The sequence below is a fragment of the Flavobacterium aerium genome (genome assembly GCF_030766725.1).
In the GTDB taxonomy this organism is placed as follows: Bacteria; Bacteroidota; Bacteroidia; order Flavobacteriales; family Flavobacteriaceae; genus Flavobacterium; species Flavobacterium aerium.
Genome location: NZ_JARQWR010000002.1, coordinates 179,774 through 204,062, shown reverse-complemented (window position 1 = coordinate 204,062; position 24,289 = coordinate 179,774). Strand labels below are relative to the sequence as shown.

Annotated in this window: 20 protein-coding genes; 9 read left to right on the top strand and 11 right to left on the bottom strand. The window is 31.8% G+C overall.

The window, feature by feature from the left end:
* Both P6733_RS03510 and P6733_RS03505 read right to left on the bottom strand, forming a co-directional pair.
* Window positions 1–1,182 (bottom strand): THUMP-like domain-containing protein, encoded by a 1,182-nt coding sequence (locus P6733_RS03510; protein WP_306350221.1) that lies wholly within the window; start codon window positions 1,180–1,182, stop codon window positions 1–3.
* A 5-nt stretch (window positions 1,183–1,187) separates the two neighbouring features.
* A complete protein-coding gene (locus tag P6733_RS03505) occupies window positions 1,188–2,279 on the bottom strand; it encodes an AI-2E family transporter (RefSeq protein ID WP_306350220.1) in 1,092 nt (363 codons plus the stop codon).
* A gap of 175 nt (window positions 2,280–2,454) precedes the next feature.
* Here P6733_RS03505 and P6733_RS03500 point away from each other — a divergent pair, with 175 nt between their 5' ends.
* Window positions 2,455–2,811 carry a hypothetical protein gene (locus tag P6733_RS03500; protein WP_306350219.1) on the top strand — a complete coding sequence of 119 codons (357 nt, stop codon included), beginning with the start codon at window positions 2,455–2,457 and terminating at the stop codon, window positions 2,809–2,811.
* A gap of 54 nt (window positions 2,812–2,865) precedes the next feature.
* Here P6733_RS03500 and P6733_RS03495 read toward each other — a convergent pair whose 3' ends face one another.
* The 7 genes from P6733_RS03495 to tsaD form a co-directional block, all read right to left on the bottom strand.
* Window positions 2,866–3,816: a zinc metalloprotease gene (locus tag P6733_RS03495; protein ID WP_306350218.1), complete on the bottom strand. Its 951-nt coding sequence runs from the start codon at window positions 3,814–3,816 to the stop codon at window positions 2,866–2,868.
* A gap of 520 nt (window positions 3,817–4,336) precedes the next feature.
* Window positions 4,337–5,287 carry a zinc metalloprotease gene (locus P6733_RS03490; RefSeq protein ID WP_306350217.1) on the bottom strand — a complete coding sequence of 317 codons (951 nt, stop codon included), beginning with the start codon at window positions 5,285–5,287 and terminating at the stop codon, window positions 4,337–4,339.
* Window positions 5,288–5,762: 475 nt separating this feature from the next.
* Window positions 5,763–6,275, bottom strand: a complete 513-nt coding sequence (locus tag P6733_RS03485) for a TrmH family RNA methyltransferase (protein ID WP_306350216.1) — start codon at window positions 6,273–6,275, stop codon at window positions 5,763–5,765.
* Between the two features lie 5 nt (window positions 6,276–6,280).
* The gene (locus P6733_RS03480; protein WP_306350215.1) at window positions 6,281–6,922 is read right to left on the bottom strand and encodes a DUF4159 domain-containing protein; all 642 of its coding nucleotides are present in this window, start codon (window positions 6,920–6,922) and stop codon (window positions 6,281–6,283) included.
* A 32-nt stretch (window positions 6,923–6,954) separates the two neighbouring features.
* On the bottom strand, window positions 6,955–7,662 hold the full coding sequence (locus P6733_RS03475; RefSeq protein ID WP_306350214.1) for a 16S rRNA (uracil(1498)-N(3))-methyltransferase: 708 nt from the start codon (window positions 7,660–7,662) through the stop codon (window positions 6,955–6,957).
* Window positions 7,663–7,710: 48 nt separating this feature from the next.
* The gene (locus P6733_RS03470) at window positions 7,711–8,358 is read right to left on the bottom strand and encodes a hypothetical protein (RefSeq protein WP_306350213.1); all 648 of its coding nucleotides are present in this window, start codon (window positions 8,356–8,358) and stop codon (window positions 7,711–7,713) included.
* Between the two features lie 18 nt (window positions 8,359–8,376).
* On the bottom strand, window positions 8,377–9,399 hold the full coding sequence (tsaD, locus tag P6733_RS03465) for a tRNA (adenosine(37)-N6)-threonylcarbamoyltransferase complex transferase subunit TsaD (protein ID WP_306350212.1): 1,023 nt from the start codon (window positions 9,397–9,399) through the stop codon (window positions 8,377–8,379).
* A gap of 106 nt (window positions 9,400–9,505) precedes the next feature.
* On the opposite strand from tsaD, the gene P6733_RS03460 reads away from it, so the two are divergent.
* From P6733_RS03460 to P6733_RS03440, 5 genes are all read left to right on the top strand, one after another.
* A complete protein-coding gene (locus tag P6733_RS03460; RefSeq protein WP_306350211.1) occupies window positions 9,506–13,960 on the top strand; it encodes a translocation/assembly module TamB domain-containing protein in 4,455 nt (1,484 codons plus the stop codon).
* 235 nt (window positions 13,961–14,195) lie between these two features.
* Window positions 14,196–15,182: a 6-phosphofructokinase gene (pfkA, locus tag P6733_RS03455; protein WP_306350210.1), complete on the top strand. Its 987-nt coding sequence runs from the start codon at window positions 14,196–14,198 to the stop codon at window positions 15,180–15,182.
* Window positions 15,183–15,211: 29 nt separating this feature from the next.
* Window positions 15,212–16,213, top strand: coding sequence for a type I glyceraldehyde-3-phosphate dehydrogenase (gene gap / locus P6733_RS03450; RefSeq protein ID WP_306350209.1), 1,002 nt, complete (start codon window positions 15,212–15,214; stop codon window positions 16,211–16,213).
* Between the two features lie 60 nt (window positions 16,214–16,273).
* Entirely contained in the window at window positions 16,274–17,122 is an 849-nt protein-coding gene (locus P6733_RS03445; RefSeq protein ID WP_306350208.1) for an N-acetylglucosamine kinase, read from the top strand.
* 5 nt (window positions 17,123–17,127) lie between these two features.
* Window positions 17,128–17,505, top strand: a complete 378-nt coding sequence (locus P6733_RS03440; protein WP_306350207.1) for a methylglyoxal synthase — start codon at window positions 17,128–17,130, stop codon at window positions 17,503–17,505.
* Here the strand turns inward: P6733_RS03440 and P6733_RS03435 are convergent.
* Together P6733_RS03435 and P6733_RS03430 are read right to left on the bottom strand one after the other, a co-directional pair.
* Window positions 17,486–17,866: a RidA family protein gene (locus tag P6733_RS03435; protein WP_306350206.1), complete on the bottom strand. Its 381-nt coding sequence runs from the start codon at window positions 17,864–17,866 to the stop codon at window positions 17,486–17,488. The two genes, P6733_RS03440 and P6733_RS03435, sit on opposite strands and share 20 nt — an antisense overlap.
* Window positions 17,867–17,907: 41 nt before the next feature.
* Window positions 17,908–20,637 (bottom strand): putative LPS assembly protein LptD, encoded by a 2,730-nt coding sequence (locus tag P6733_RS03430; RefSeq protein WP_306350205.1) that lies wholly within the window; start codon window positions 20,635–20,637, stop codon window positions 17,908–17,910.
* A gap of 82 nt (window positions 20,638–20,719) precedes the next feature.
* Between P6733_RS03430 and P6733_RS03425 the strand changes: the two genes are divergently transcribed.
* Genes P6733_RS03425 through P6733_RS03415 form a run of 3 tightly spaced genes read left to right on the top strand, consistent with a single transcriptional unit; the run spans window position 20,720 to window position 24,284 of the window.
* A complete protein-coding gene (locus P6733_RS03425; RefSeq protein ID WP_306350204.1) occupies window positions 20,720–21,916 on the top strand; it encodes an N-acetylmuramoyl-L-alanine amidase family protein in 1,197 nt (398 codons plus the stop codon).
* 50 nt (window positions 21,917–21,966) lie between these two features.
* Window positions 21,967–22,920, top strand: a complete 954-nt coding sequence (locus P6733_RS03420; RefSeq protein ID WP_306350203.1) for an MlaD family protein — start codon at window positions 21,967–21,969, stop codon at window positions 22,918–22,920.
* Between the two features lie 35 nt (window positions 22,921–22,955).
* Window positions 22,956–24,284, top strand: a complete 1,329-nt coding sequence (locus tag P6733_RS03415; RefSeq protein WP_306350202.1) for a 4Fe-4S dicluster domain-containing protein — start codon at window positions 22,956–22,958, stop codon at window positions 24,282–24,284.
* Window positions 24,285–24,289: the final 5 nt, after the last annotated feature.

Sequence of the window (24,289 nt, the reverse complement as noted above, 5' to 3'; positions counted from 1 at the left end):
TTATTTTATTTTTGTGCAAATTAATACTATTTTATTATTATCCAAATCGGTTGTAAAAAAACAATAACGGTCTCCACCATCTTTGATTTTCCATTTTTTTCGAATGTCTTCTACACGATCTGGAAAATTACGAGTCGTAATATTTGCTTTCTGCCCCACAAAGAATTCTTTCATTTCATTTTTTTGATAGGGTAGTGATGCCACAATTTTAAAAACTCTTCCGGGAAAATCAATTAAATCTTGTGAAGTATATAAATGAGAATGCTGATGCAATTTATCAATTTGATAGTATGCGCTAATGGCCTCAAAAGCACCCGATTTCATAATCGCGCTGTTAGGTTCATACAAGTAGGTCAGAGGTAGTGAAAATGAAGCATGATCAGTTTCATTGCCTAGTTTCCAATCAAACTGTTCAACAGTATCTTTAGCAAAATTTAGGGTCTTTATTTCTATATCACCCGTATAACCTTTTGATAATTGCCACAACAATTCTTTCACTTCATTATCCACGGCAACAATATGAATACTTTGTACATGATTCAATGCTGAAATTCCCGCTGAAAGATCTAAAATCGGCGCTGTTTTAATTAAAATATTAGACGTGTGCCTGAAATAAAAATCCTGTAAATCAGGTACATTAGGCAAACAATCTTCTAATAAAAAGACTTTCCCCTTACTATCACTTCGTCGAGAAGGATCTATATAAATCCAATCCCATTGTTGGTTTAATGTTTCTAACACATTTGTACTATCGTCTGCTATACACTGAATATTTGTTGCATTCAATACTTCACAATTGTGCTTTACAATAGTCGAAAGTTCTTCGTTAATTTCACAGTGTGTAACCTGCTTTACAACTTTTGAAAAATAATAATCATCAACACCAAAACCTCCTGTTAAATCAATTAATCGATCGCCCGAAACTAAACTTGATTTATACAAAGCCGTTTTCTCTGATGAAGTTTGTTCAACAGAAATTTTGCTTGGATAAATTATACCAGTAGCATTATACCAAGTTGGCAACTTCTCTTTGGCTTTAGACTTTGCTGCAATCTGATTAATTATCTCAATCCAATTGTATTCTGGAAATGGATTTTTCTGAAGTGCAAGTTTTGAAACATCAGTTCCAATATTGGCATCAATAAACTTTTGAAGGGCAGGATCTAAAAATTCTAAAAACAAATCTATTATATATTTTTTGTTAGCAGTTGTACAAACACGTTTTGTGGAAATGCTTCTTTTGCAATTACTTTAAGTACTGTATAAAGTGGAATCGCCAATACCATTCCTAGAACCCCAAAGATAAATCCACTAGCCAAAATAACAACAAAAATTTCCAATGGATGTGAATTTACACTATTAGAGAAAATTAAAGGTTGGCTAACATTATTATCAATGATCTGAGCTACAGAAAAACCAATCATTACATACAATGTTGTAGACAACATATCTGCCTGTAAACCATTCCCCATGCTTCCTAACAAAGTCAAAACAAATACAAGACAGGTCGCTATTAGTGGTCCGATATACGGGATGATATTTAAAAGCGCACAAAGGAAAGCAATAATTACAGCATTCTGCACTCCAAAAATCAATAAAACAATCAGGTATAAAATAAACAATACAAATTGCTGTAGAATTAATCCAATAAAATAACGACTCAATAAATGATTAATTTTTTGAACAGAATTCAATATACGGTCTTCGTGCTCGTCTGGCAATACTCTTTTAGCACTAGTCAAGAATGAAATTTTATCTTTCAAAAAGAAAAAAGTAATGAAAATAACCGAACCAATTCCAATTCCTAGTCCACTAATAATACCAACCAATGAATTTAAAATTACGGGTATAAAATCAAAATTTAGCTTAGAGGTAATATTTGATTCTTTTAATAAACTCTCCGCATCAATATGATGTCCTGAAAAATAACTATTAATCTGATTCAATAAATGAGTTACTTGTTTTTGTAATTCATTCGTATCCAATAACGACAGATTTTCACCTTGAGAAAGTATCAAGGGTACAAACATCATTATAAACCCAGCCATTATACAGATAAAGAAAAATAAAGTCACAATAACTGCTAATGTATTGGGGAATTTTAATCTTCTGTTCAAAAATTCAACAATTGGATTTGCTATTAGACTTAGAGCTAAAGCAATAAATAGATAAATTAAAACAGATTGTATTTTATAAATAAATAATCCCAATAGACAGATACCAAATAATATACCTATTGCTCGTAAAATCCCGTTCGAAATTATTTTTGATGTTATCATATTTTATATATTTATGTTGACCGAATATAGTATAAAAAACTCAAATTACCTGCTTGTCAGACAAAAAAGAGCCTATAGAATAAGGTAATTGTTCAGAAAATTTAAATTCTTCTTTAATATTCTTTTTAATATTTTTGAATAAACCATTCAATTAACAATCAAAAATTAAAATCAAATGAGCTACGATATACAGCTTTTCCGGATTGAAACTAAAGAAAAGCAACAACAATCAAATGATAAAGATTTTTTTGATAATCAAAACAATTTCGAACCTTTTACTGAAGAGCAGATACAGAACTTAACAAAACGCCTTTTACGGTATAACTATTTCCTTACAGCAGAGAATCAATATGGGATTCATTTCCAATTTGAAGAAGAGGATAATATTTCTGTATTATTAACCGATAGTGCTTTGTATTTTTCGGCAACTGGTGAAGGAATTTTTGAAATAGGAATGACTGCATCAGAATTTACAGATACAGAAGAATATGCAAAATATGATTCTCAAAATGGAGGATGGGAAGAGCTATAAATAAAAAAGGCTGCCTTTTCAGACAGCCTTCAAAAGATATTTCTTTTATTTAGTTTACTGCGCGAAACTATATCTTGGTCCTCCAGAAGCAAAAACAGCTAACATCTTAGATTTTTGTCCATTAGAAAACATATACATTGCAGCATCATCAACATAGTCCATATAATTCATAGTCATTTCTACTGGAGTACCAGAACAAGTGCTATAATGTGGATATGAAGGAACACCGTAATTTGCAGTATTATGTGTAGGTGTGTCAGCAACTAAATCGCTTCCACATGTTGCATCACCCCAAATGTGTCTTAAGTTCATCCAGTGTCCAACTTCGTGTGTTGCAGTTCTACCTTTATTGAAAGGAGCAGCAGCAGTACCCGTTGTACCTAATCCTGTATTTAATATTACAACACCATCTGTAGCAGAACTACCTCCAGGAAATTGAGCATAACCCAATACTCCTCCAGATAATGTACATACCCATAGGTTTAATTTTGTTGTTGGACTTGTTGGGTTTAAACCACCTTGAGCTGTTTTTTTCACAGCATCATTAGTAGACCAAGAAGTTTTAGTCGTTTGTTTACGAATTACTTGATCCAATTCAAAACTAATACCAACATTAGCTTTTACTCCAGCAAATAACGCAGGTACTGAACCCCAATCAGAATTCGTTGCATTAAAATCTCTGTTTAATACATCAATTTGTGATTGAATTTGTGCTAATGAAACATTTTCTGCAGTTGTTCTGTACAATACATTAACTACTACAGGAATAACAATCTTTCCATTTACTAATTTCCCTTGGCTAATAGCCGTTTCAGTAAAGGCTTCGATCTCATTCATTCTAGCTTGTAAAGAAGGATCAGCTTTTAATTGTTCATCAAGAACATCCATCGTTGAACATTTTCTTTCAGCTACTGGAGCTTGTAATTCTGTACCCGAAGTCGTCTCTTCTGAGTTACATGATACGAAGCCAATAGCCAGCATCATAAATAAACTAACTTTTTTCATAAAATTGTAGGTTTAATTAATTAATAGGTTATGTTGGTTAAACATAATACAATTTTATAACTATTTTTCTGAATAAAAAAATATGTTAAAAAATTAAATTTAACATTTCGCTAAAAAACTAACTTATTGATAATCACTAATATACACACTGTTGTGTGTAAGAATTAACAAGGCCAATTTTACAAGTATGATTCTTTAACAATTCTTCGATTTTAACAAATGATTTATGTTAATTTTTCAATGAAATTTTTGATATACTGAGAAAAATAACATTCAGTAAGAAAAATACCCAAGGCAAAAAATAATGTAAAAATTGGCATTGAAAAAAAATTAAAAATTTTTAAAATTATTCTTTTTTCGCAGGAAAATACATCAAAATTTAACACAAAAAAGACTAATATTTATAGTAGAAAATAAACTCAAAAGGATAAAAAAGATAGATTATTTGAATTTTAGAAAAAATTAAACAAAAAAAGACTGCCTTCTCAGACAGTCTTAAAAAGATATTTCTTTTATTTATTTACTGAGCAAAGCTATATCTTGGCCCACCTGAAGCAAAAATAGCAAGCATTCTAGATTTTTGCCCGTTTGAGAACATATACATTGCAGCATTATCTACATAGTCCATATAATTCATAGTCATTTCTACAGGGTTGCCAGAACAAGTACTATAATGCGGATATCCTGGTACACCATTATTTGGAGCATTATGTGTTGGCGTATCAGCTACAAAATCATTCCCACACGTTGTATCACCCCAAATATGTCTTAGGTTCATCCAATGACCAACTTCATGTGTTGTAATTCTACCTTTATTAAATGGAGCAGTAGCCGTTCCAGTTCTACCAAATGCTCTATTGTATAATACAACACCATCTGTAGAAGAACTACCTCCTGGAAATTGAGCATAGCCCATTAAGCCCCCGGATAGCGTACACACCCAAATATTTAGTTTGGTTGTAGGACTCGTTGGATTCAGTCCTCCTTGTGCTGTTTTTTTCACAGCATCATTGGATGTCCAAGAAGTCGCAGTCGTTTGTTTACGAATCACTTGATCCAATTCAAAACTAATACCAACATTTGCTTTTACTCCAGCAAATAAAGCAGGTACTGAACCCCAATCAGAATTTGTGGCATTAAAGTCTTCATTCAATACATCAATTTGAGATTGAATTTGTGCTAATGAAATATTCTCCGCAGTCGTTCTGTACAATACATTAACCACTACAGGAATAACAATTTTTCCATTTACTAATTTCCCTTGGCTAATTGCCGTTTCAGTAAAGGTTTCAATCTCATTCATTCTAGTTTGCAAGGAAGGATCTGCTTTCAATTGTTCATCCAGAACATCCATCGTTGAACATTTTCTTTCAGCTATCGGAGCTTGTAATTCTGTACCCGAAGTCGTCTCTTCTGAGTTACATGATACAAAGCCAATGGCCAGCATCATCAATAAACTAACTTTTTTCATAAAATTGTAGGTTTAATTAATTAATAGATTATGTTGGTTAAACATATTACAATTTTATAACTATTTTTCTGAATAAAAAAAATGAGAATATAATTATTTTAACATTTCATTCTAAAAATCAAAATATTGATAATCAATAACATAGATATATTACTACTTCAATATTAACAAGCTATATTTTACAATTAAAATAATTGCTAAATCTTTAGTTTTAACAAATGATTACTGTTAATTTTTCAATGAGATTTTGAAATACTGAGAAAAACGAGATAGGGTAAGAAAAATACCCATGAATGAAAATGGACTAAAAAAAGGCTTGAAAAAAATATAAGAAAAAATAATACTATTTCCTGATACGCAGGAAAATACATCAAAATTTCACTCGAAAAGTATCATTTTTCATGTTCAAAAAACTTGAAAAACAGCAAAAAAAGCGAGCTTAGCTCATTTTGACAACAAATCGTTACAAAATAATTTATAATTGATTAGTCATTTCATACAATGCAATACTAGCTGCTTGAACAACATTCATACTGCTATTTGCTCCAAACATTGTAATATGAACAGTCTGCTGAGCCAGCTGTAAAACATCATCACTAATTCCCGTGATTTCATTTCCTATTAGAAGTACTTTCGGAAAAGATGTTTTGAACTGAAGTGATTGTAGTGGAATGCTTTGATCTGTAATTTCTAAAGCAATGATTTCAAATTCATTACTTTTCAAGTACTCTAATAAATCTTTCTTATGTTGTAAGACTTCATAAGAAAGTTGTTTGTGTGTACTTCTAGAAGTCTTATTTATCTTTCTTAAATTAAAATCTAACCCTTCGCCAAAAAAGATAATTTTTTCAACTCCCATTGCTTCACATATTCTGAAAAGTGAACCTATATTATCCAAGAAACTTATCGAATCACAAACTACTATTAAAGGAAAGGTATGTTGTGAAAATCGATTCTCATCATGCGTTAGTTGAGCTTGAGTATCCATTACATTTAACTTTTAAAAACATAACTCAAGATATTCGCACCCATTTTTAAGGCTTTTTCACGTAAATCTTTTGGATCATTGTGTACCTCAGGATCTTCCCATCCATCCCCTAAATCACATTCATAAGTATATAAACATACTAATCGCCCCTCTACAAAAAGTCCGAAAGCCTGAGGTCGCTTATTATCATGTTCATGGATTTTTGGCAATCCATTTGGAAAGGAGTAAGGTGACTGAAAAATGGCATGAGTGGCTGGAATCTCTACAAACTCTTGATTTGGAAATATTTTTTTCATTTCTCTACGAATGTATTGATCCATACCATAGTTATCATCAATGTGTAAAAAACCACCTGAAACTAAATAGTTTCTAATATTTTTTACATCATACTCATTAAAGTAAACGTTTCCATGTCCCGTTAAATGAACAAATGGATAAGAAAATAAGTCTGGACTTCCAGGTTCAACTGTACCAGGCTTATCTTTTATTTTGGTATTAATATTTTGATTACAAAACTTTATTAAATTCGGTAGGGAAGTGGGATTACCATACCAATCTCCACCACCATTGTATTTTACAACTGCAATCTCTTGTGAGAACACCGTTAATGCACTAATCATTAGAAATACGGAGAATACTTTTTTCATGCTTTGTATCATATAATTAAGGTATTACTAAGCTAATTTTCATTAATAAAAACAGCGCTATGACAAGCCACTACCGCAGCAGTTTCTGTACGCAAACGAGTATTTCCTAAGGAAACTGGAATATAATCACTAGCCAATGCTTTTGTAATTTCTTTTTCAGAAAAATCCCCTTCAGGACCGATTAGTATTGTAATATCGGTATTAGGTGTAATTGTATCTTTTAAGGTCTTCTTGTTTGTTTCTTCACAATGAGCAATACACAATAATCCTTCTCTTTTCTGCGCTATAAATTCGTTAAATGAAATAGGTGGGTTTAAAATAGGTAAATAACATTGTAAGGACTGTTTCATTGCGGATTGAATAATCTTATCAAATCGGTCTGTTTTTATAAATTTACGTTCCGAATGATCACAAAGGATCGGTGTTATTTCCTGAATTCCCATTTCCGTAGCTTTTTCTAAAAACCACTCATATCGATCATTCATTTTAGTAGGAGCAACAGCTAAATGTAAAGTATAACTTGGTCGATCCTGTAATGCACTCGAAATTATATTTACAGTACATTTTCGATCGGATGCTAATATAATTTCTGTAGTAAATAAATACCCTAAACCATTTGTAACATATAAAGTATCTCCTTCATTCTTACGTAGAACTTTAACGATATGCTTACTTTCTTCTTTATCAAAAGAAAAGGATTTTATTTCTGAATTAATCTCGGGATTGTAAAATAACTGCATGTTCGTTAATAGTGTTGGTTAAATAATTTTAGTATTGTAATTACTATTCTATTGATTTTCTTGATCTCTCTTTTTCCATTCTGCTATCGATATCACATCATCATTCGCTAAATCATAATATCTAATCTCGTATTGAGGTCTTACATATACATGAAACCAAAATAAAGTTGAAAAATGACTGGGTTGATCATTGCCTGCTTGGACAATATAATATGGTTTTTCCTGAGATGGTTTTTCACTGATCATAAAATCATTCACTTGGTATTTTTTGACTAATTCCAAGTTTGATATATCTTTCAAAATCTTCTCTTCTGTAATACTCGTTTGCTTGTAGGGCTTCAAATTTGACACTTTAAATTCAGTCATACGTTTTGCAACATATTTAACTTCATTATCACCTGCTTCAGACAAAGTATCCGTGTGCCATTTTACAACAAACATTTTGTCCTTGTATTTTTCGCTATCTATTACATCATCATACACCAAAGTTACTGTATCACCTTGCTTATCCAACATCATTGCCATCCAATAGTCGAAATTATCCTCAAAGTATAAAAATTGAAGTGTATCCGTTTCTATTTTTAAAGGTACTTCAACTGGGATTTCTACAATCGGTTTTACACTTTTTTGGGGTTCCTCTTTTTTACAACCAGTAAAGAACAATAGTCCAATAATAAACGATGCATATCGTATCATAATAAGTTTATTAATCAATTAGAACTCAATTCTTGCTTTTGAAACCACAGATGTATCTTCAAAATCTTTCTGTAAAAACTTCTGATAACCTACTATTCCAATCATAGCTGCATTATCTGTTGTATATTCTAATTTCGGGATATAGGTTTTCCAACCATATTTTTGCTCTGCTTCTTTCAAAACTTTTCGAATTCCGGAGTTAGCAGAAACACCACCACCAATTGCAATTTGATTAATTCCAGTTTCTTTTACCGCCATTTTTAATTTATCCATTAAAATATTGATAATTGTATATTGAATCGAAGCACAAATATCATTCATGTTCTCTTCAATGAAATTAGGATTTAAAGCGACTTGCTTCTGTATAAAATATAATATAGCCGTTTTTAAACCACTAAAACTAAAATTCAATCCTTCAACCTTTGGCTTTGTAAATGGAAATGCTTTAGGATTTCCTAATTGAGCATATTTATCAATCAAAGGCCCGCCAGGATAGGGTAGTCCTAATATTTTCGCACTTTTATCAAAAGCTTCACCAACAGCATCGTCTGTAGTTTCACCAATAACTTTCATGTCAAAATAATCATTCACTCTTACAATTTGAGTATGACCTCCGCTAATGGTTAAAGCAATAAATGGAAATGTGGGTTTCTCATATCCTTCTTCATCAATAAAATGAGCCAAAATATGAGCCTGCATATGATTCACAGCAATCAATGGAACATTTAATGCAAGGGCAAGCGATTTTGCGAAGGAACTTCCTACTAAAAGTGACCCCATTAATCCAGGTCCTTGTGTAAAAACTATAGCATTTAATTGATTTTTTTCGATATTTGCATTACGGAGTGCCATTTCAACCACAGGAACAATATTCTGTTGATGAGCACGGGATGCAAGTTCGGGTACAACACCTCCGTATTGTTCATGAATACTCTGGCCTGCTACCACATTTGATAATATTTTATCATTGTGTAAGATAGCAGCTGCTGTATCATCGCAAGAAGATTCTATTGCCAATAAAAAAACTGATGAGTTTGCCATAAAAGGGCACAAATTTTGAATTATATTTGACAAAAATAAAACAATTAAAAGTATCAAAAAATTTAAAAAAATAGTATTTCGTGTTATTGTAGGATTTATCCTTCTATTGCTGATACTTGGCATAGCACTTTCTTTACCTATTGTTCAAACAAAAATAGCACAATACGCTACTAGTGAAATCAATAAAAGTTTCGGAACCGATATAAATATTGATCAGGTATCTGTTTCTATTTTTGGAGGTGTGAAACTAAAGAAAGTACTGATAAATGACCATCACAAAGATACTTTAATATACGCAACTCGAATAAAAACCAATATTCTAAACTTACAAAAACTTACCAAAGGAGATTTATTGTTTGGAGATTTAAGAGCCGATGGTTTAATATTCAACTTAAAAAACTACAAAGGGGAAGAAGAATCGAATATCAATATTTTTGTCAAATTATTTGAGAATGATAAACCTTCTACCAAGCCTTTTATATTAAAAATCAACAACCTATTTCTTACAAATAGTCATTTTAGAGTTATAAATGAAAATGCTCAGAATCCAAAAAGCATTGACTTTACCAAAATGAATGCTGAATTAAACGATTTTGAAATTCATGGAAGTGATATCACTACCCATATTGAAAAATTATCATTGCTCGATCATCGTGGTTTATTCATTGAAAATTTAAATACTGATCTAACTTATGGTAAAGAAAAATTACTATTGGAAAGATTGAATGTTACCACATCAAATTCTACCATAAAAGGTGGTATTACGATGAATTATCCAGAAGGAGGAATGGCTGACTTTAGCAATAAAGTGAACTTTAATATTGATCTAGAAAAAGCAAATTTATCGACTACAGATCTGAATTATTTTTATAATGAATTTGGTAAAGATCAAAAGTTTACGCTAAAAACAAATGCAAAAGGTACGCTTAATGATTTCTATACGCATACATTAGAATTAAACGATACGAAAAGCGGTTCCTTAATACTCGGAGATGTTCACTTCAAAAACTTATTTAGCACTGATAAAGATGCTTTTTATCTGAAAGGAGATTTTGAAAAATTATCTTCAAATTACAATTACTTAAAAGCACTATTACCAAGAGTTGTTGGAGAAAAATTACCTTCATCACTAGATAAGTTAGGTCAATTTGACATCATAGGATCATTAGAACTTACTAAAACAACAATTAATGCCGATTTAGTAATGAATTCTCAACTCGGGGATTTACAAACTAATTTAGTAATGACTAATATTGATAATATTGACAATGCAACCTATAAAGGGAATATTGTATTAGACAATTTCAGCATTGGATCATTATTAAACCAAAAAGATTTAGGAAGCGTTAGTCTTGATATGGATGTTGATGGTAAAGGATTCACTGTAAAAACAGTGAACACCATCTTAAAAGGAAATGTTAGAAACATCCGATATAACGGATACACTTATAATGACATTGACATTGATGGAAAAATGAAGATGCCTTTCTTTAAAGGAACTTTAAATATTAATGATCCAAACTTAAGAATGTCATTTAATGGACTTGTAGATCGCAGTTCAAAAGAAAACAATTATGATTTCCATGCACAAATTGATTATGCAGATTTGCATAAACTTAATTTCATGAAAAAAGACAGTATATCTGTTTTTAAAGGAGATTTAAAATTTAAAGCTGCAGGAAATGAAATTGATAATATACATGGTGAATTAAACATCTCACAAACATCTTATCAAAATCAAAATGACAGCTATTTCTTCGAAGATTTCACAATTACTTCAAGCTTTGATGAAAACCGCGTAAAAACAATAACAATTAATTCTCCAGATATTATTCAAGGGAAAATTGTAGGGAAGTATCAGTTTGGACAATTACCAAAAATGGTTGAAAATGCATTGGGTAGTTTGTATGCAAATTATTCCCCTAATAAAGTCAAATCAGGGCAGTTTCTCCAATTTAATTTTACGATTTACAATAAGATTATTGAGATATTTTATCCGCAAATTTCATTAGGCAACAACACTACCGTAAGAGCTTTAATTAATTCGGATACGGATGAATTCAAATTGAAATTTGATTCGCCAAGTATTGAAGCATTTGAAAACTATTTTGATAAAATCAAAATTGATATTGACAATAAGAATCCATTATACAATGCCTATGTTGAACTGGATAGTATCAAAACTAAAAATTATAAAATATCCGATTTTAGCATCATCAATGTTACTTCAAAAGATACATTATTCTTTAGATCTGAGTTTAAAGGAGGTAAGGACAATAAAGATTATTTCAATCTAAACTTATACCACACTATCGACAAAGACAATAAATCGGTTGTAGGTTTCAAAAAATCAGAAATTAACTTTAAGAACTTTATATGGTTCTTGAATGAAAAACAAACGAATGACAACAAGATTGTTTTCAATAAGTCACTAACTGATTTTTCTATTGAAAAGATAATTATGTCTCATGAAAATGAGAACATTGAATTAACGGGAATGCTCAAGGATTCTACCTATAAGGATTTGAACCTTTCATTCCACGATGTGGATTTAGCTAAAATAACTCCTTCAATAGACAGTCTCGACCTGAGTGGTAGACTAAAAGGAGAAATCAATTTTAAGCAAAATAAAAATGTATTCCAACCTACATCTTCTATAACGATAAGTGATTTAACAGTAAATAAGAATCTTTTAGGTGATTTAAATCTAAGTATTTCAGGTAATGAATCTTTAAGAAAATTCAACATTGATGCTTATTTGGACAACGATGGAAATCGACCGTTCTCTGCCAATGGAGATTTGGAAATTATAAACAAAGAAACCTTTTTGACATTAGACTTGCGAATGGACAAGTTTAATCTGGCCGCATTCAGCCCATTTGGAGGTAATATTGTTTCAAATATTCGAGGATTCGCATCGGGTAGTGCATCCTTTAGAGGATCATTAAAAGATCCAGAAATCAATGGCCGTATATACTTGGAAAAAACGGGTATGAGGGTTACTTATCTAAATGTTGATTATGAATTTGACAAAAGCGCTTTTATTGATCTGACAGAGCAGCAATTACTCTTCAGAAATATTACAATGAGAGATACAAAGCATAATACATCTGGTAAACTGAACGGTAGTGTCCGACATAAAAATTTCAAGAATTGGGTTATGGATTTAACCATTAAATCTGATAATCTATTAGTTTTAGACACTAAGGATAGTGATGATGCAGCCTATTTTGGTACGGCTTATATTGAAGGTGGTGCTACCATAAAGGGACCTACAAATAGTTTATTTATCAATGTAGACGCAAAATCTAAAAAAGGAACTTCTATTAAGATTCCTGTAAACAGTGCACAGGCAATAGGAAATAATTCATTCATTCATTTCTTAAGCCCTAAAGAAAAATATAATATTGAAAATGGAATCGTACAAGAAACAATCGATTATAATGGTCTTGAATTAAAATTTGATTTGGATATTACACCTGATGCCGAAATTGAAATCATATTAGACCGAAATACTGGACATGGAATTAAAGGGAAAGGATTTGGTACCATATTATTGGATATCAATACACTTGGTAAATTTAATATGTGGGGTAGTTTCCAAGCCTATGAAGGATCTTATAACTTTAAATACGGTGGATTAATTGATAAAAAATTCGAAGTAAAAAGTGGTGGATCCATCAACTGGGAAGGAGATCCATTAAAAGCAATTTTAAATATTGAAGCCGTTTATAAAACTACAGCAAATCCAGCCGTTTTAATTGATAATCCATCATTCAACCGTAAAATACCTGTTGAAGTTGTTATTGCTTTAAAAGGAAACTTAACAAATCCAGAACCTGATTTCAACATTGAATTTCCAAGTGTAAGTTCTGTAATGAAGTCAGAAATACAATATAAATTAGACGATAAAGATACCCGCCAAACACAAGCCTTGTATTTATTATCATCTGGAAGTTTCTTAAGTAGTGATAATGTAGGTGAAAGTGCAATTACTGGAAACTTATTTGAAAGAGCCAGTAGTTTGTTCAATGATATCTTTGAAGATAAAGATGGTAAATTCTCTGTTGGCCTAAACTATCAACAAAGTACTCGAAATCCAAATGCTCAAACAGAAGATAGTAGAGTAGGTTTCACAATATCAACTCAGATTAATGAAAATATATCCATCAATGGTAAACTAGGAGTACCAGTAGGAGGATCGAGCGAATCGGTTGTAGTAGGAGATGTAGAAATCCTTTTACGTTTGAATGAAGACCGAAGTTTAAACATGCGTGTATTTAATCGTGAGAATGATATTAGTTATTTAGGAGAAGGTATTGGATATACACAAGGAGTCGGGATTTCATACCAAGTCGATTTTGATACTTTTAGAGAATTGTTAAGACGTATTTTCAATAACTCTAAAAAGACTGAACAAGTTAGCAAAGCTACCGATGAAGTTCCAGATTCAGATATTGCTCCAGAATTCATTCAATTTATTGAAAGCAGAGGTAAGAAAAATGAAAAACGTCGAGATAAAGACAAACACAAAGTAGAACGTGTTCCCGAAGTAGATTAAATCATTCAAACTTTAAATTATATAAAAGGCTATCAAAATCAATTTTGATAGCCTTTTTAGCATAATAGAGCGGCTGTATGCGAAATAAATCGTAACTTATAAGTTCAATTTATTTCTACAAATAAAAAACTTATTAACGAAATCGTTTGAAATCAAAAAGGCTTTATTAAATTAATACTAACCACTACATTTAAGTAAGATATCTTTATTAAATTTACTATCTAAACACCAAATAATGTCAAAAACAATAACAAAAATAGGAGTTTTAACATCGGGTGGCGACTCACCAGGAATGAATGCCGCAATTCGATCTGTAGTTAGAACTTGTGCTTACCATAATATCGAATGTATCGGTATATATAGAGGATACCAAGGTTTAATCGAAGGCGACTTCAAAGAGATGGGACCACGTAGTGTGAACAACATTATTAACAAAGGTGGTACTATTTTAAAATCTGCTCGTTCAAAAGATTTCATGACTGTTGAAGGTAGAAAATTGGCCTATGATCATTTAACTAACAATAATATCCAAGCATTAGTAGTCATTGGAGGAGATGGAAGTTTTACTGGTGGACTTGTTTTTAATAAAGAGTATGATTTCCCTATCATAGGAATCCCTGGAACGATCGATAATGACATCTTTGGCACAAGCCACACTCTTGGTTATGATACCGCCTTAAATACCGTTGTAGAAGTTATTGATAAGATTCGTGATACAGCCAGTTCACACAATAGATTATTTTTTGTGGAAGTAATGGGTCGAGATGCTGGACATATCGCTTTAAATGCTGGAATTGGAGCAGGAGCAGAGGAAATTCTAATCCCTGAAGAAGACTTAGGATTAGAACGATTATTAGAGTCCTTAAGAAGAAGTAAAGCTTCTGGAAAATCGTCTAGTATTGTCGTAATTGCTGAAGGTGATAAAATTGGTAAAAATGTATTCGAATTAAAAGATTATGTTGAAGCTAATTTACCTGAATATGATGTTAGAGTATCCGTATTAGGACATATGCAAAGAGGTGGAGCTCCTTCTTGTTTTGATCGTGTATTAGCCAGTCGTTTAGGTGTGAAAGCAGTAGAATCATTAATTGAAGGAAAAACCAATTACATGGTAGGATTACTCAATGACAAGGTTGCACTTACTCCATTAGAACAAGCTATAAAAGGTCATACAGAAATAGATCGAGAACTACTACGAGTTTCGGATATCATGACTACATAAATTGAATTAAAAATTAAAACATATAGATAATGTCAAAAGTAAAAATCGCCATAAATGGCTTTGGTAGAATAGGAAGAATAGTTTTTAGAGAAACTTACAATAGAGATAATGTTGAAATCGTTGCAATTAATGATTTACTAGCTGTAGAACATTTAGCATATTTATTAAAATACGACTCTGTACATGGTCGATTCAACGAAAAAGTTGAAGTAAAAGAGGGGCACCTTTTTGTAAACGATAAAAAAATCCGTGTTACAGCAGAAAAAGATCCTGCAAATTTAAAATGGAATGAAGTAGATGCCGATATTGTTGCAGAATGTACTGGAATATTTACAACATTAGAAAAAGCACAGCTTCACATTGACGGTGGTGCAAAAAAAGTAATTATTTCAGCTCCATCATCCGATGCACCGATGTATGTAATGGGAGTAAACCATGATAAAGCTAAAGCAACGGATCTAATTGTATCAAATGCTTCTTGTACAACAAACTGTTTAGCACCATTAGCAAAAGTAATCAATGATAACTTCGGAATTGTAGAAGGATTAATGACTACAATTCATGCTACAACAGCAACACAATTAACGGTTGATGGTCCATCTAAGAAAGATTTTAGAGGTGGAAGATCCGCTTTATTAAATATTATTCCTGCCTCAACTGGTGCAGCAAAAGCCGTAGGGAAAGTAATTCCTGAATTAAACGGGAAATTAACAGGTATGTCTATGCGTGTACCTAATGCCGATGTTTCTGTTGTGGATTTAACAGTGAAACTAAGCCGTGAAACTTCTTATGAAGAAGTAATGGCTGTATTAAAAAACGCATCTGAAACAACCATGAAAGGAATCATTGGATATACAGAAGACGATGTTGTGTCACAAGATTTTATCTCCGATACAAGAACAAGTATTATTGATTCTAAAGCAGGTATTGGACTAAATTCTACCTTTTTCAAAATTGTATCTTGGTACGATAATGAATATGGATATTCAAGTAAATTAATCGATTTATCGGTTCATATCGCAAAATTATAATATATTTATCCCCTCAATTCTTCCCGCTATTCTTATAGCGGGATTTTATTTTTTTAAACTATGATTTTATTAGTAGATGCTGGTGCTACAAAAGCCGACTGGATTGCTTTGGACCAAGATGGGAATAGAATTTTTAATTCTCAATCACAAGGATTAAGTCCTGAAGTTTTAACACGAGAAGATATTGTTGCTCGATTAGAAGAGAAGTTTGATATTTTACAAAATAGATTTTCAGTAACAGATCTTTACTTTTATGGTGCGGGTTGTGGAACAGATCGAATGAAAAATTTATTAACTGAAATTTTCACAGACTTTTTCCCTAATGCAACTATTTCTGTAAAAGAAGATACTTATGCAGCTGTATTTGCAACAACTCCAAGAAATGAAAAAGCAATCGTTTCTATATTAGGTACTGGATCAAATTGTAGTTATTTTGATGGTGAAACACTTCATCAGAAAGTTCAATCATTAGGCTATATTGCTATGGATGATTGCAGTGGTAATCATTTTGGAAAACAATTAATCCGTGGATATTATTTTGGTAAAATGCCCAAAAATCTTGCTCTTCAATTTGAACAAGAATACGATTTAGACGCCGATAGTATTAAAAATAATCTTTACAAAAGACCTAATCCAAATGCCTATTTAGCTACATTTGCTAAGTTCTTAATTCAACATAAGGATAACGATTTTTGCCAGAAAATTATATTTGAGGCAATGGAATCATTTGTAGAAAACTATATCAAACAGTTTGAAAACTGCCATGAAGTTCCAAATCATTTTATTGGATCTATTGCTTTCTATTTAAAAGATGAATTACAACAAGTAATGACCAAACATAATCTACAATTAGGAAACATTCTTAGAAGACCTATTGATGGATTAATTGATTATCATATAACAAAATAAATAAAATGGAAATAGCAGTAATTGCCCATGATGGAATGAAAGCTGATATGGTTCAGTTTCTAAATAAATATAAGGAACTTCTATTATCAAGAACCGATATTAATTTAATTGCTACGGGAACTACAGGATCAAAAGCTGAAAATGCTGGATTTAAAGTTCAAAAAATGCTTTCTGGTCCTATGGGAGGTGATGCACAAATTGCCGCAAGAGTGGCTGAAGGAAAAACACAAATGGTATTGTTCTTCAAAGATCCGTTAGCCAACCACGCACACGAAGTAGATATTAATATGCTGATTCGTGTGTGTGATGTTCACAATGTACCTTTGGCTACAAATCCAGCAACTGCGGAATTATTATTAAATGCTATTTTATTGCAATCATAGAAATTTCTACATTGACATTTTTTGGCAAACAAGCTACTTGAACCGTTTCTCTTGCAGGAGCGGTTTTTTCGTCAAAATAAGTTCCATATACACTATTGATCCCTGCAAAATCATTCATGTCACTAATAAAGATGGTTGTTTTTACAACATCTTGAAACTCCATTTCTGCAGCTGCTAATACGGCTTTCATGTTTTCCATTACCTGCTTTGTTTCCACTTCAATAGAATCCATTATTAAAGCCCCTGTTGCAGGATCTAATGCAATTTGCCCAGAAGTATATAATGTATCTCCTACTAAAACTGCTTGATTATATGGGCCAATAGGCGCAGGTGCTTTCTCAGTAAAAATTATCTTTTTCATACGATAAAGTTTTAAATTATAAGTGTGTATTCTGTTGTAAATTATCGGATAGTTCGAACTGGAACGTCACGTTTCTCCCATTTAATATCACTCAACACAGAAGATTTGATTCCAATGAAGAATCCCCAATAAGAATTATCTCCAAAAGGTACCCAGTTGAAATCCATCCTCCAACTCAATAAATCACGTTCAAAACGGAATTGAGTAAACGTAACTCCTTTTTGTACAAAATCATATCCTGTTGAAACTCCAACTTTCCACTTGGGCGTTAAATCTAAATTACCAGAAACCATTATCGAGTTTCCTGTAATCTTATTTTCTCGGTTGATATTCCCATAGGTTAACGAGTAAGCCAAACGTAAATCCCAAGGTAAATCTGCATTAAAGAAACCAGAAAAAGCATCTTCTTCATCATTGTCATCATCGTTAAATTGACTTTTTCTTCGATCACTGAAGTCATTATTCGTTCCAAATAAATCATCCTCACGACCTCCATTACGAAGTCCTTGATTCTTTAATGGATCATTCTCTTTTTTATTCTTCTTATTATTTTTACTGGTTAGAGCATAGTTCATGGTCATATTTGCACTTGTCATTCTGAACAAACTTCCTCCATTATCAATATTATATTTTTGAATTCTTCTTCCTGAATTATCAATCGCGTACGGATCTAACGTCGCTGCAAAGTTAATATTCATCTTATCTTGAAATAACACAGTTCCACCGCTAATACGAACAGGGGACCATGGTAAAGAATCTGCTGCGATGTTATAACTTGTCGATATATTTAAGTTATTCAATAACATTACTTTCTTCGGTTCGGTAGCAGTACTGTCTTTTGAACGAACTTTTGCTTCAAAAGTATTACTAAGTGAAAATCCAATATTATTCGAATAGTTCTTACCAGGGGCACCATAAATACCTCCTTCAAAACGGGTATAATCTGCCATCGTTCCACTAGCATCAATGGCGTAAGTATCATAATACTTTTCGAAACTTGGCGTGTAACTATACGATACACTTGGACGCATTACGTGACGAATCGCTTGAACTCTTTTATCGTCACCAAAATTAAATGTTCCGTAAATGGTTGTACCTACACTTGAACTGAAATTATAGGTTCTAAAAGAATCAAATCCTTTTACATTTTTAATAACCTCTTTATTTGTAGCAAAATCAACACTTTTTTCAATGGTATTCAAATACCATACTTCCTCATAATTAGCACCTGTAGTAACACTAAAATGCTTAAAAACCTTAAAGTTTGTACTAATTGGAATACTGTGTTGAAAACCAACTTTAGAGTCTCTAAACATCTGTGGTTTAAAAAATAATGAATCGTGAGTACTGATTCTATTATCTGCTCTTAAGTTATATTGAAAATTAATATTTTTAATAAATCCTTTTTTTGCTCCATCTTTTGGCGCAAAAGGAAATATTCTATCCACACTACCAGTGAAAGTTGGTAAAGTCATATTGACCATCCCTGTATTACTATTTTGTGAATGCGTAATAGTCAGAGCTGTATTAACTTGTGGTACTGAGTTAAATGTTTTTGAATAAGCAATAGAAGAACTAAAATTGTTATTCAATCGGGCAGTAATATTTGTTTGATTTAAAGACTGTTGGAAGTATTTCTGACTACCCATATTAACAGAAGCAGAAAAACGAGAACTTGGATTTGCTTTACTATCCTGTGAATGCGTCCATTGGATATTATACTGATTTGACTTGGCATAATCAGGGAAACCTCTTTCACTTTCAATTTGGTTTTCAAATCGAATATTCACATTTCCTCTATACTTATATCGTGCCGCATAACTTGATTCAAATCGCATGGCATAACTACCATTGGTATAATAATCTCCTAATACAGCTAAATCATAATTATCACCCAACGCGAAATAATATCCCCCATTCTGTAAAAAGTATCCTTTCTGTCGTGTATCCCCAAAAGTTGGAATAATCAATCCTGAAGCACTTTCTTCAGACATTGGAAAGAACGCAAAAGGTAATCCAATAGGAGTAGGGACATCGGCAATAACCATATTTGTCAACCCAGTAACTACTTTTTTACCCGGTACTAATTTAATTTTACGAGAGTGAAAATAATATTCTGGATTATCAATATCCTTCGACGTTGTGAAAATGGCATTCTTCATAAAGTAAACTGAATCATTTTCCTTCTTCGTCATTTCAGCCTTCACTCTAAATTCTCCTTGATCGGTTCTAGAATTCCAAATTAAGGCTTTTTTAGTCTTAAAATTAAAACGAATTGAGTCCGGTTCAACGACATTTGCACCCTGTTTAAAATTCGGAAATTGTGTGTAATTTCCTAAAGAATCTTTAATTCTACCGGCATAAACTTCGCTCTTATCATAGTTAATTACGATGATTCCAGCCTTCAATTCGATATCTTGGTAGTATACTTCGGCTTTATTATATAAAGTCGATAACTTCTTTTTTTGATCAAAACGAATGTAATCTTCTGCAATATGTTTGATCTTATTCTCTAATAAAGGCTTTTTAGTTTTAGTACTATCGCCAATAATTGTATCAGTAACTTTTGCTATAGGAGTAATGCCTACTTTAAGGCTATCATTCTGTTTTTCAACAGGTATAGTAATTTTTTTCTTGTTTATTTCTTGGGCATAAACAATTGTATTTCCTACATAAAGGAAAATTGATAATAAAACGATATAAAATAAGTTTGTACGCAACGCTTTTAATACTATTTTTGTAAAAATATGGCTCACTTTTTGACATGCCAAACTTACATATATTTTTTATCAAAAATAAGCATTTATTAAAATTATAAACAATTGGGCCCCCACTAAACTAACATTTAAAAATATGTTTTTAACAAATAAAATTAAAGCTTCGTTCACTATTATTGTTAGTGTAATTTGTTTATCTGCCTTTGGTCAATCCAATTCAAAATTTAAAGTTGTTCTTGATGCTGGACATGGTGGTAAAGATTATGGAGCAATTTATCATGGTTTTATCGAAAAGAATATTGCTTTAAGTGTAGCCTTAAAAGTTGGAAAAATACTAGAAAAAGACGCGGGGACAAATGTAATATACACTCGTAAAACCGATGTATTTATTGAACTTACTGAAAGACCAAATATTGCCAATAAAGCAAATGCTAACTTTTTTGTATCAATACACTGTAATGCAGCTCCAAAATCTAAAGCCTATGGTGCTGAAACTTTTGTAATTGGTCTTACAAAAAATGCTTCCAACTTAGAAGTTGCAAAACAAGAAAACTCGGTAATTACTTTAGAAAGTGATTATAAACTTAAATATGTAGGATTTGACCCTAACTCACCAGAATCTATGATTGGTCTTACTTTACTACAAGAAGAATACATTGATCAAAGTATCACACTCGCTAGTAAAATTCAAGATGGTTTCACCAATGATTTAGGGAGAAAAAATAGAGGTGTAAAACAAGCTCCTTTTTGGGTATTACACAAAACAGCTATGCCAAGTGTATTAATTGAATTAGGATTTCTATCTTATCAACCAGAAGGAGAATACCTTAGCTCAGAAGAAGGACAAGATAGCGTAGCAAAATCGATAGCTGATGCTATTTTAAGTTATAAAAAAGAATATTACGGTGGTTCATCTTCTAATAATGACAATGATCAAAAACACATTGTTAAGGAAAAAGAAGTAAACAAACCTGTAAAAGATACTCCAGTTGCTGTAATCAAGAAAAATGTAACAGAAAAAACTGAGAAAATCACTGAAACTAAAAAAGAAGTAGAAAAAGAAAAAACAACAACAAAAGGAATTGTATTTAAAGTTCAAATTTCTGCTAGTGGAACTAAATTAGAATTAAAACCAAGTAACTTTAAAGGATTAAGTCCAATTAGTTCAACAAGTGAGAAAAACATCTACAAATATATGTATGGTGAAACCAATAGTTATTCTACTGCTAAACAACAATTGCAAGAGGCAAAATCAAAAGGATTCGATTCTGCTTTCATCATTGCATTCAAAAACGGCAATAAGATAAGTGTACAAGAAGCTTTGAAAGAATAAGCGACGATAATTAATTAATTATTTTTAAATTTGTTTAAAACATTATACCATTGAAAATTTCAAGAGAAGTCAAAACAGCAATTCTAGTTATTTCATCCATTTTTTTATTTATTTGGGGCTATAGCTTTTTAAAGGGAAAAGATCTATTTAACAATTATAAAACTTTCTACGCAGTATATGATGACGTTGAAGGCTTATCCCCATCGGCGGTCGTTACCATCAATGGTTTAACAATTGGTAAAGTAACTAGCATTACTTTTCTAAACAATGAAGGGAAGCTTTTAGTCGAAATGCAAATAAAAACAGATTTTCCAATCTCAAAAACTAGTACAGCAATGATTTACGAGCCTGGACTAATAGGAGGTAAGCAAATCGAAATCGTTCCTGATTATAAAAATCAGACGGAAGCCATTACTGGAGATCGTCTATTAAGCGGAACAAAATCTGGACTATTATCTAAAGTAGGAGATCAATTAACACCATTACAAACTAAAGTAGAAAGTACAGTTGTTTCTGCCGATAGTTTATTAATGAACTTTAATAGTGTATTTGATAAAAACACTAAAGATAATTTGAAAAATAGTATTGCTGAGTTAAACCAAACTTTAAAACAGTTCAGTCAAGCAGCAGAAGGCGTTAATTCAATGATCGCTGAAAACAAAGGGAATATCAATAGTACAATGAAAAACATGAGCAATGCTTCTGCCAATTTCTCAAAACTATCTGATTCATTGTCTCAAGCTAATCTAGGTAAAACCGTTAAAGAATTAGAACATACTTTAGCAAATGTTGATAAAATCATTAATGATATTCAATCAGGAAAAGGATCAATGGGTAAATTACTGAAAGATGAAGGAATGTATAATAATTTAAACGGTGCTTCAAGAGAACTTAAAGAATTATTAGCAGATATGAAAAATAACCCAAAACGTTATGTTCATTTCTCTCTTTTTGGTAAAAAAGCCGCTCCTTATAATAAACCGGTAAACGACACTATTAATTAGCACAACGAAGATTCTTTATAATACTCGATACTATTATGAACTATATAGACAATATTTTATTTGCCATCATTCTTATTATTGGAATCGGTTATTTTACAATGAATGTAAAAAAACTAATTCGAAATATTAAACTTGGTACAGATGTAGATCGTTCTGATAATCCAAAAGAACGATTTAAAAATATGGCTAAAATTGCTTTAGGGCAATCCAAAATGGTTCGTAGACCAGTTGCCGGATTTCTTCATATTGTTGTCTATCTAGGTTTTATTATAATCAATATTGAAGTATTAGAAATCATCATTGATGGTTTATTTGGAACACACCGTGTTTTTGCATTCTTAGGCGTTGTATATAATTTTCTAATTGGTTCATTCGAGATATTAGCAGCAATGGTAGTTGTAGCTATTGTAATCTTCTGGATTAGAAGAAACATTATCAAACTAAAACGTTTCATGAATTCTGAAATGAAAGGATGGCCAAAAAGCGATGCCAATATCATTTTGTATTTTGAAGTAACCTTAATGCTTCTATTTTTGTTTTTAAATGCTTCCGATTACCACTTACAACAAAGTGGTGCAGAACATTATATTAAGGCAGGAGCATACCCAATCAGTCAATTCCTTTCTCCAATATTCAATGGATTACAAGTTGGTACTGTTATCATGATTGAAAGAACATGTTGGTGGTTACACATCATTGGTATTCTATGTTTCTTAAACTACCTCTATTTCTCTAAACACTTACACATCCTTTTAGCATTTCCAAACACCTATTTTGCAAATCTAAAGCCACAAGGTCAATTTGATAATCTTCAATCCGTAACGAATGAGGTTAAAATGATGTTGGATCCAAATGCCGATCCTTATGCACAAGCACCTGTGGATGAGAATGCTGTACACTCTAAATTTGGAGCTAGTGATGCCACAGATTTGAATTGGGTACAACTTCTAAATGCTTATACCTGTACAGAATGTGGTCGTTGTACTTCATCTTGTCCTGCAAATATGACCGGTAAGAAACTTTCTCCTCGAAAAATCATGATGGATACACGTGATCGAATGGAAGAAATTGGAAAAAATATAGATAAAAACAAAGGTACTTTTGTAGAAGATGGTAAATCTCTTTTAAACGATTACATCACTCCAGAAGAATTATGGGCTTGTACATCATGTAATGCCTGTGTTGAAGAATGCCCAGTAAACATTAGCCCATTATCAATCATTATGGATATGAGAAGATTCTTAGTAATGGAACAGAGCGCTGCACCAACAGAATTAAATAACATGATGACCAATATTGAAAATAATGGCGCACCATGGCAATATAACCAAATGGACCGATTGAATTGGAAAGACGAATCATAAAGGCT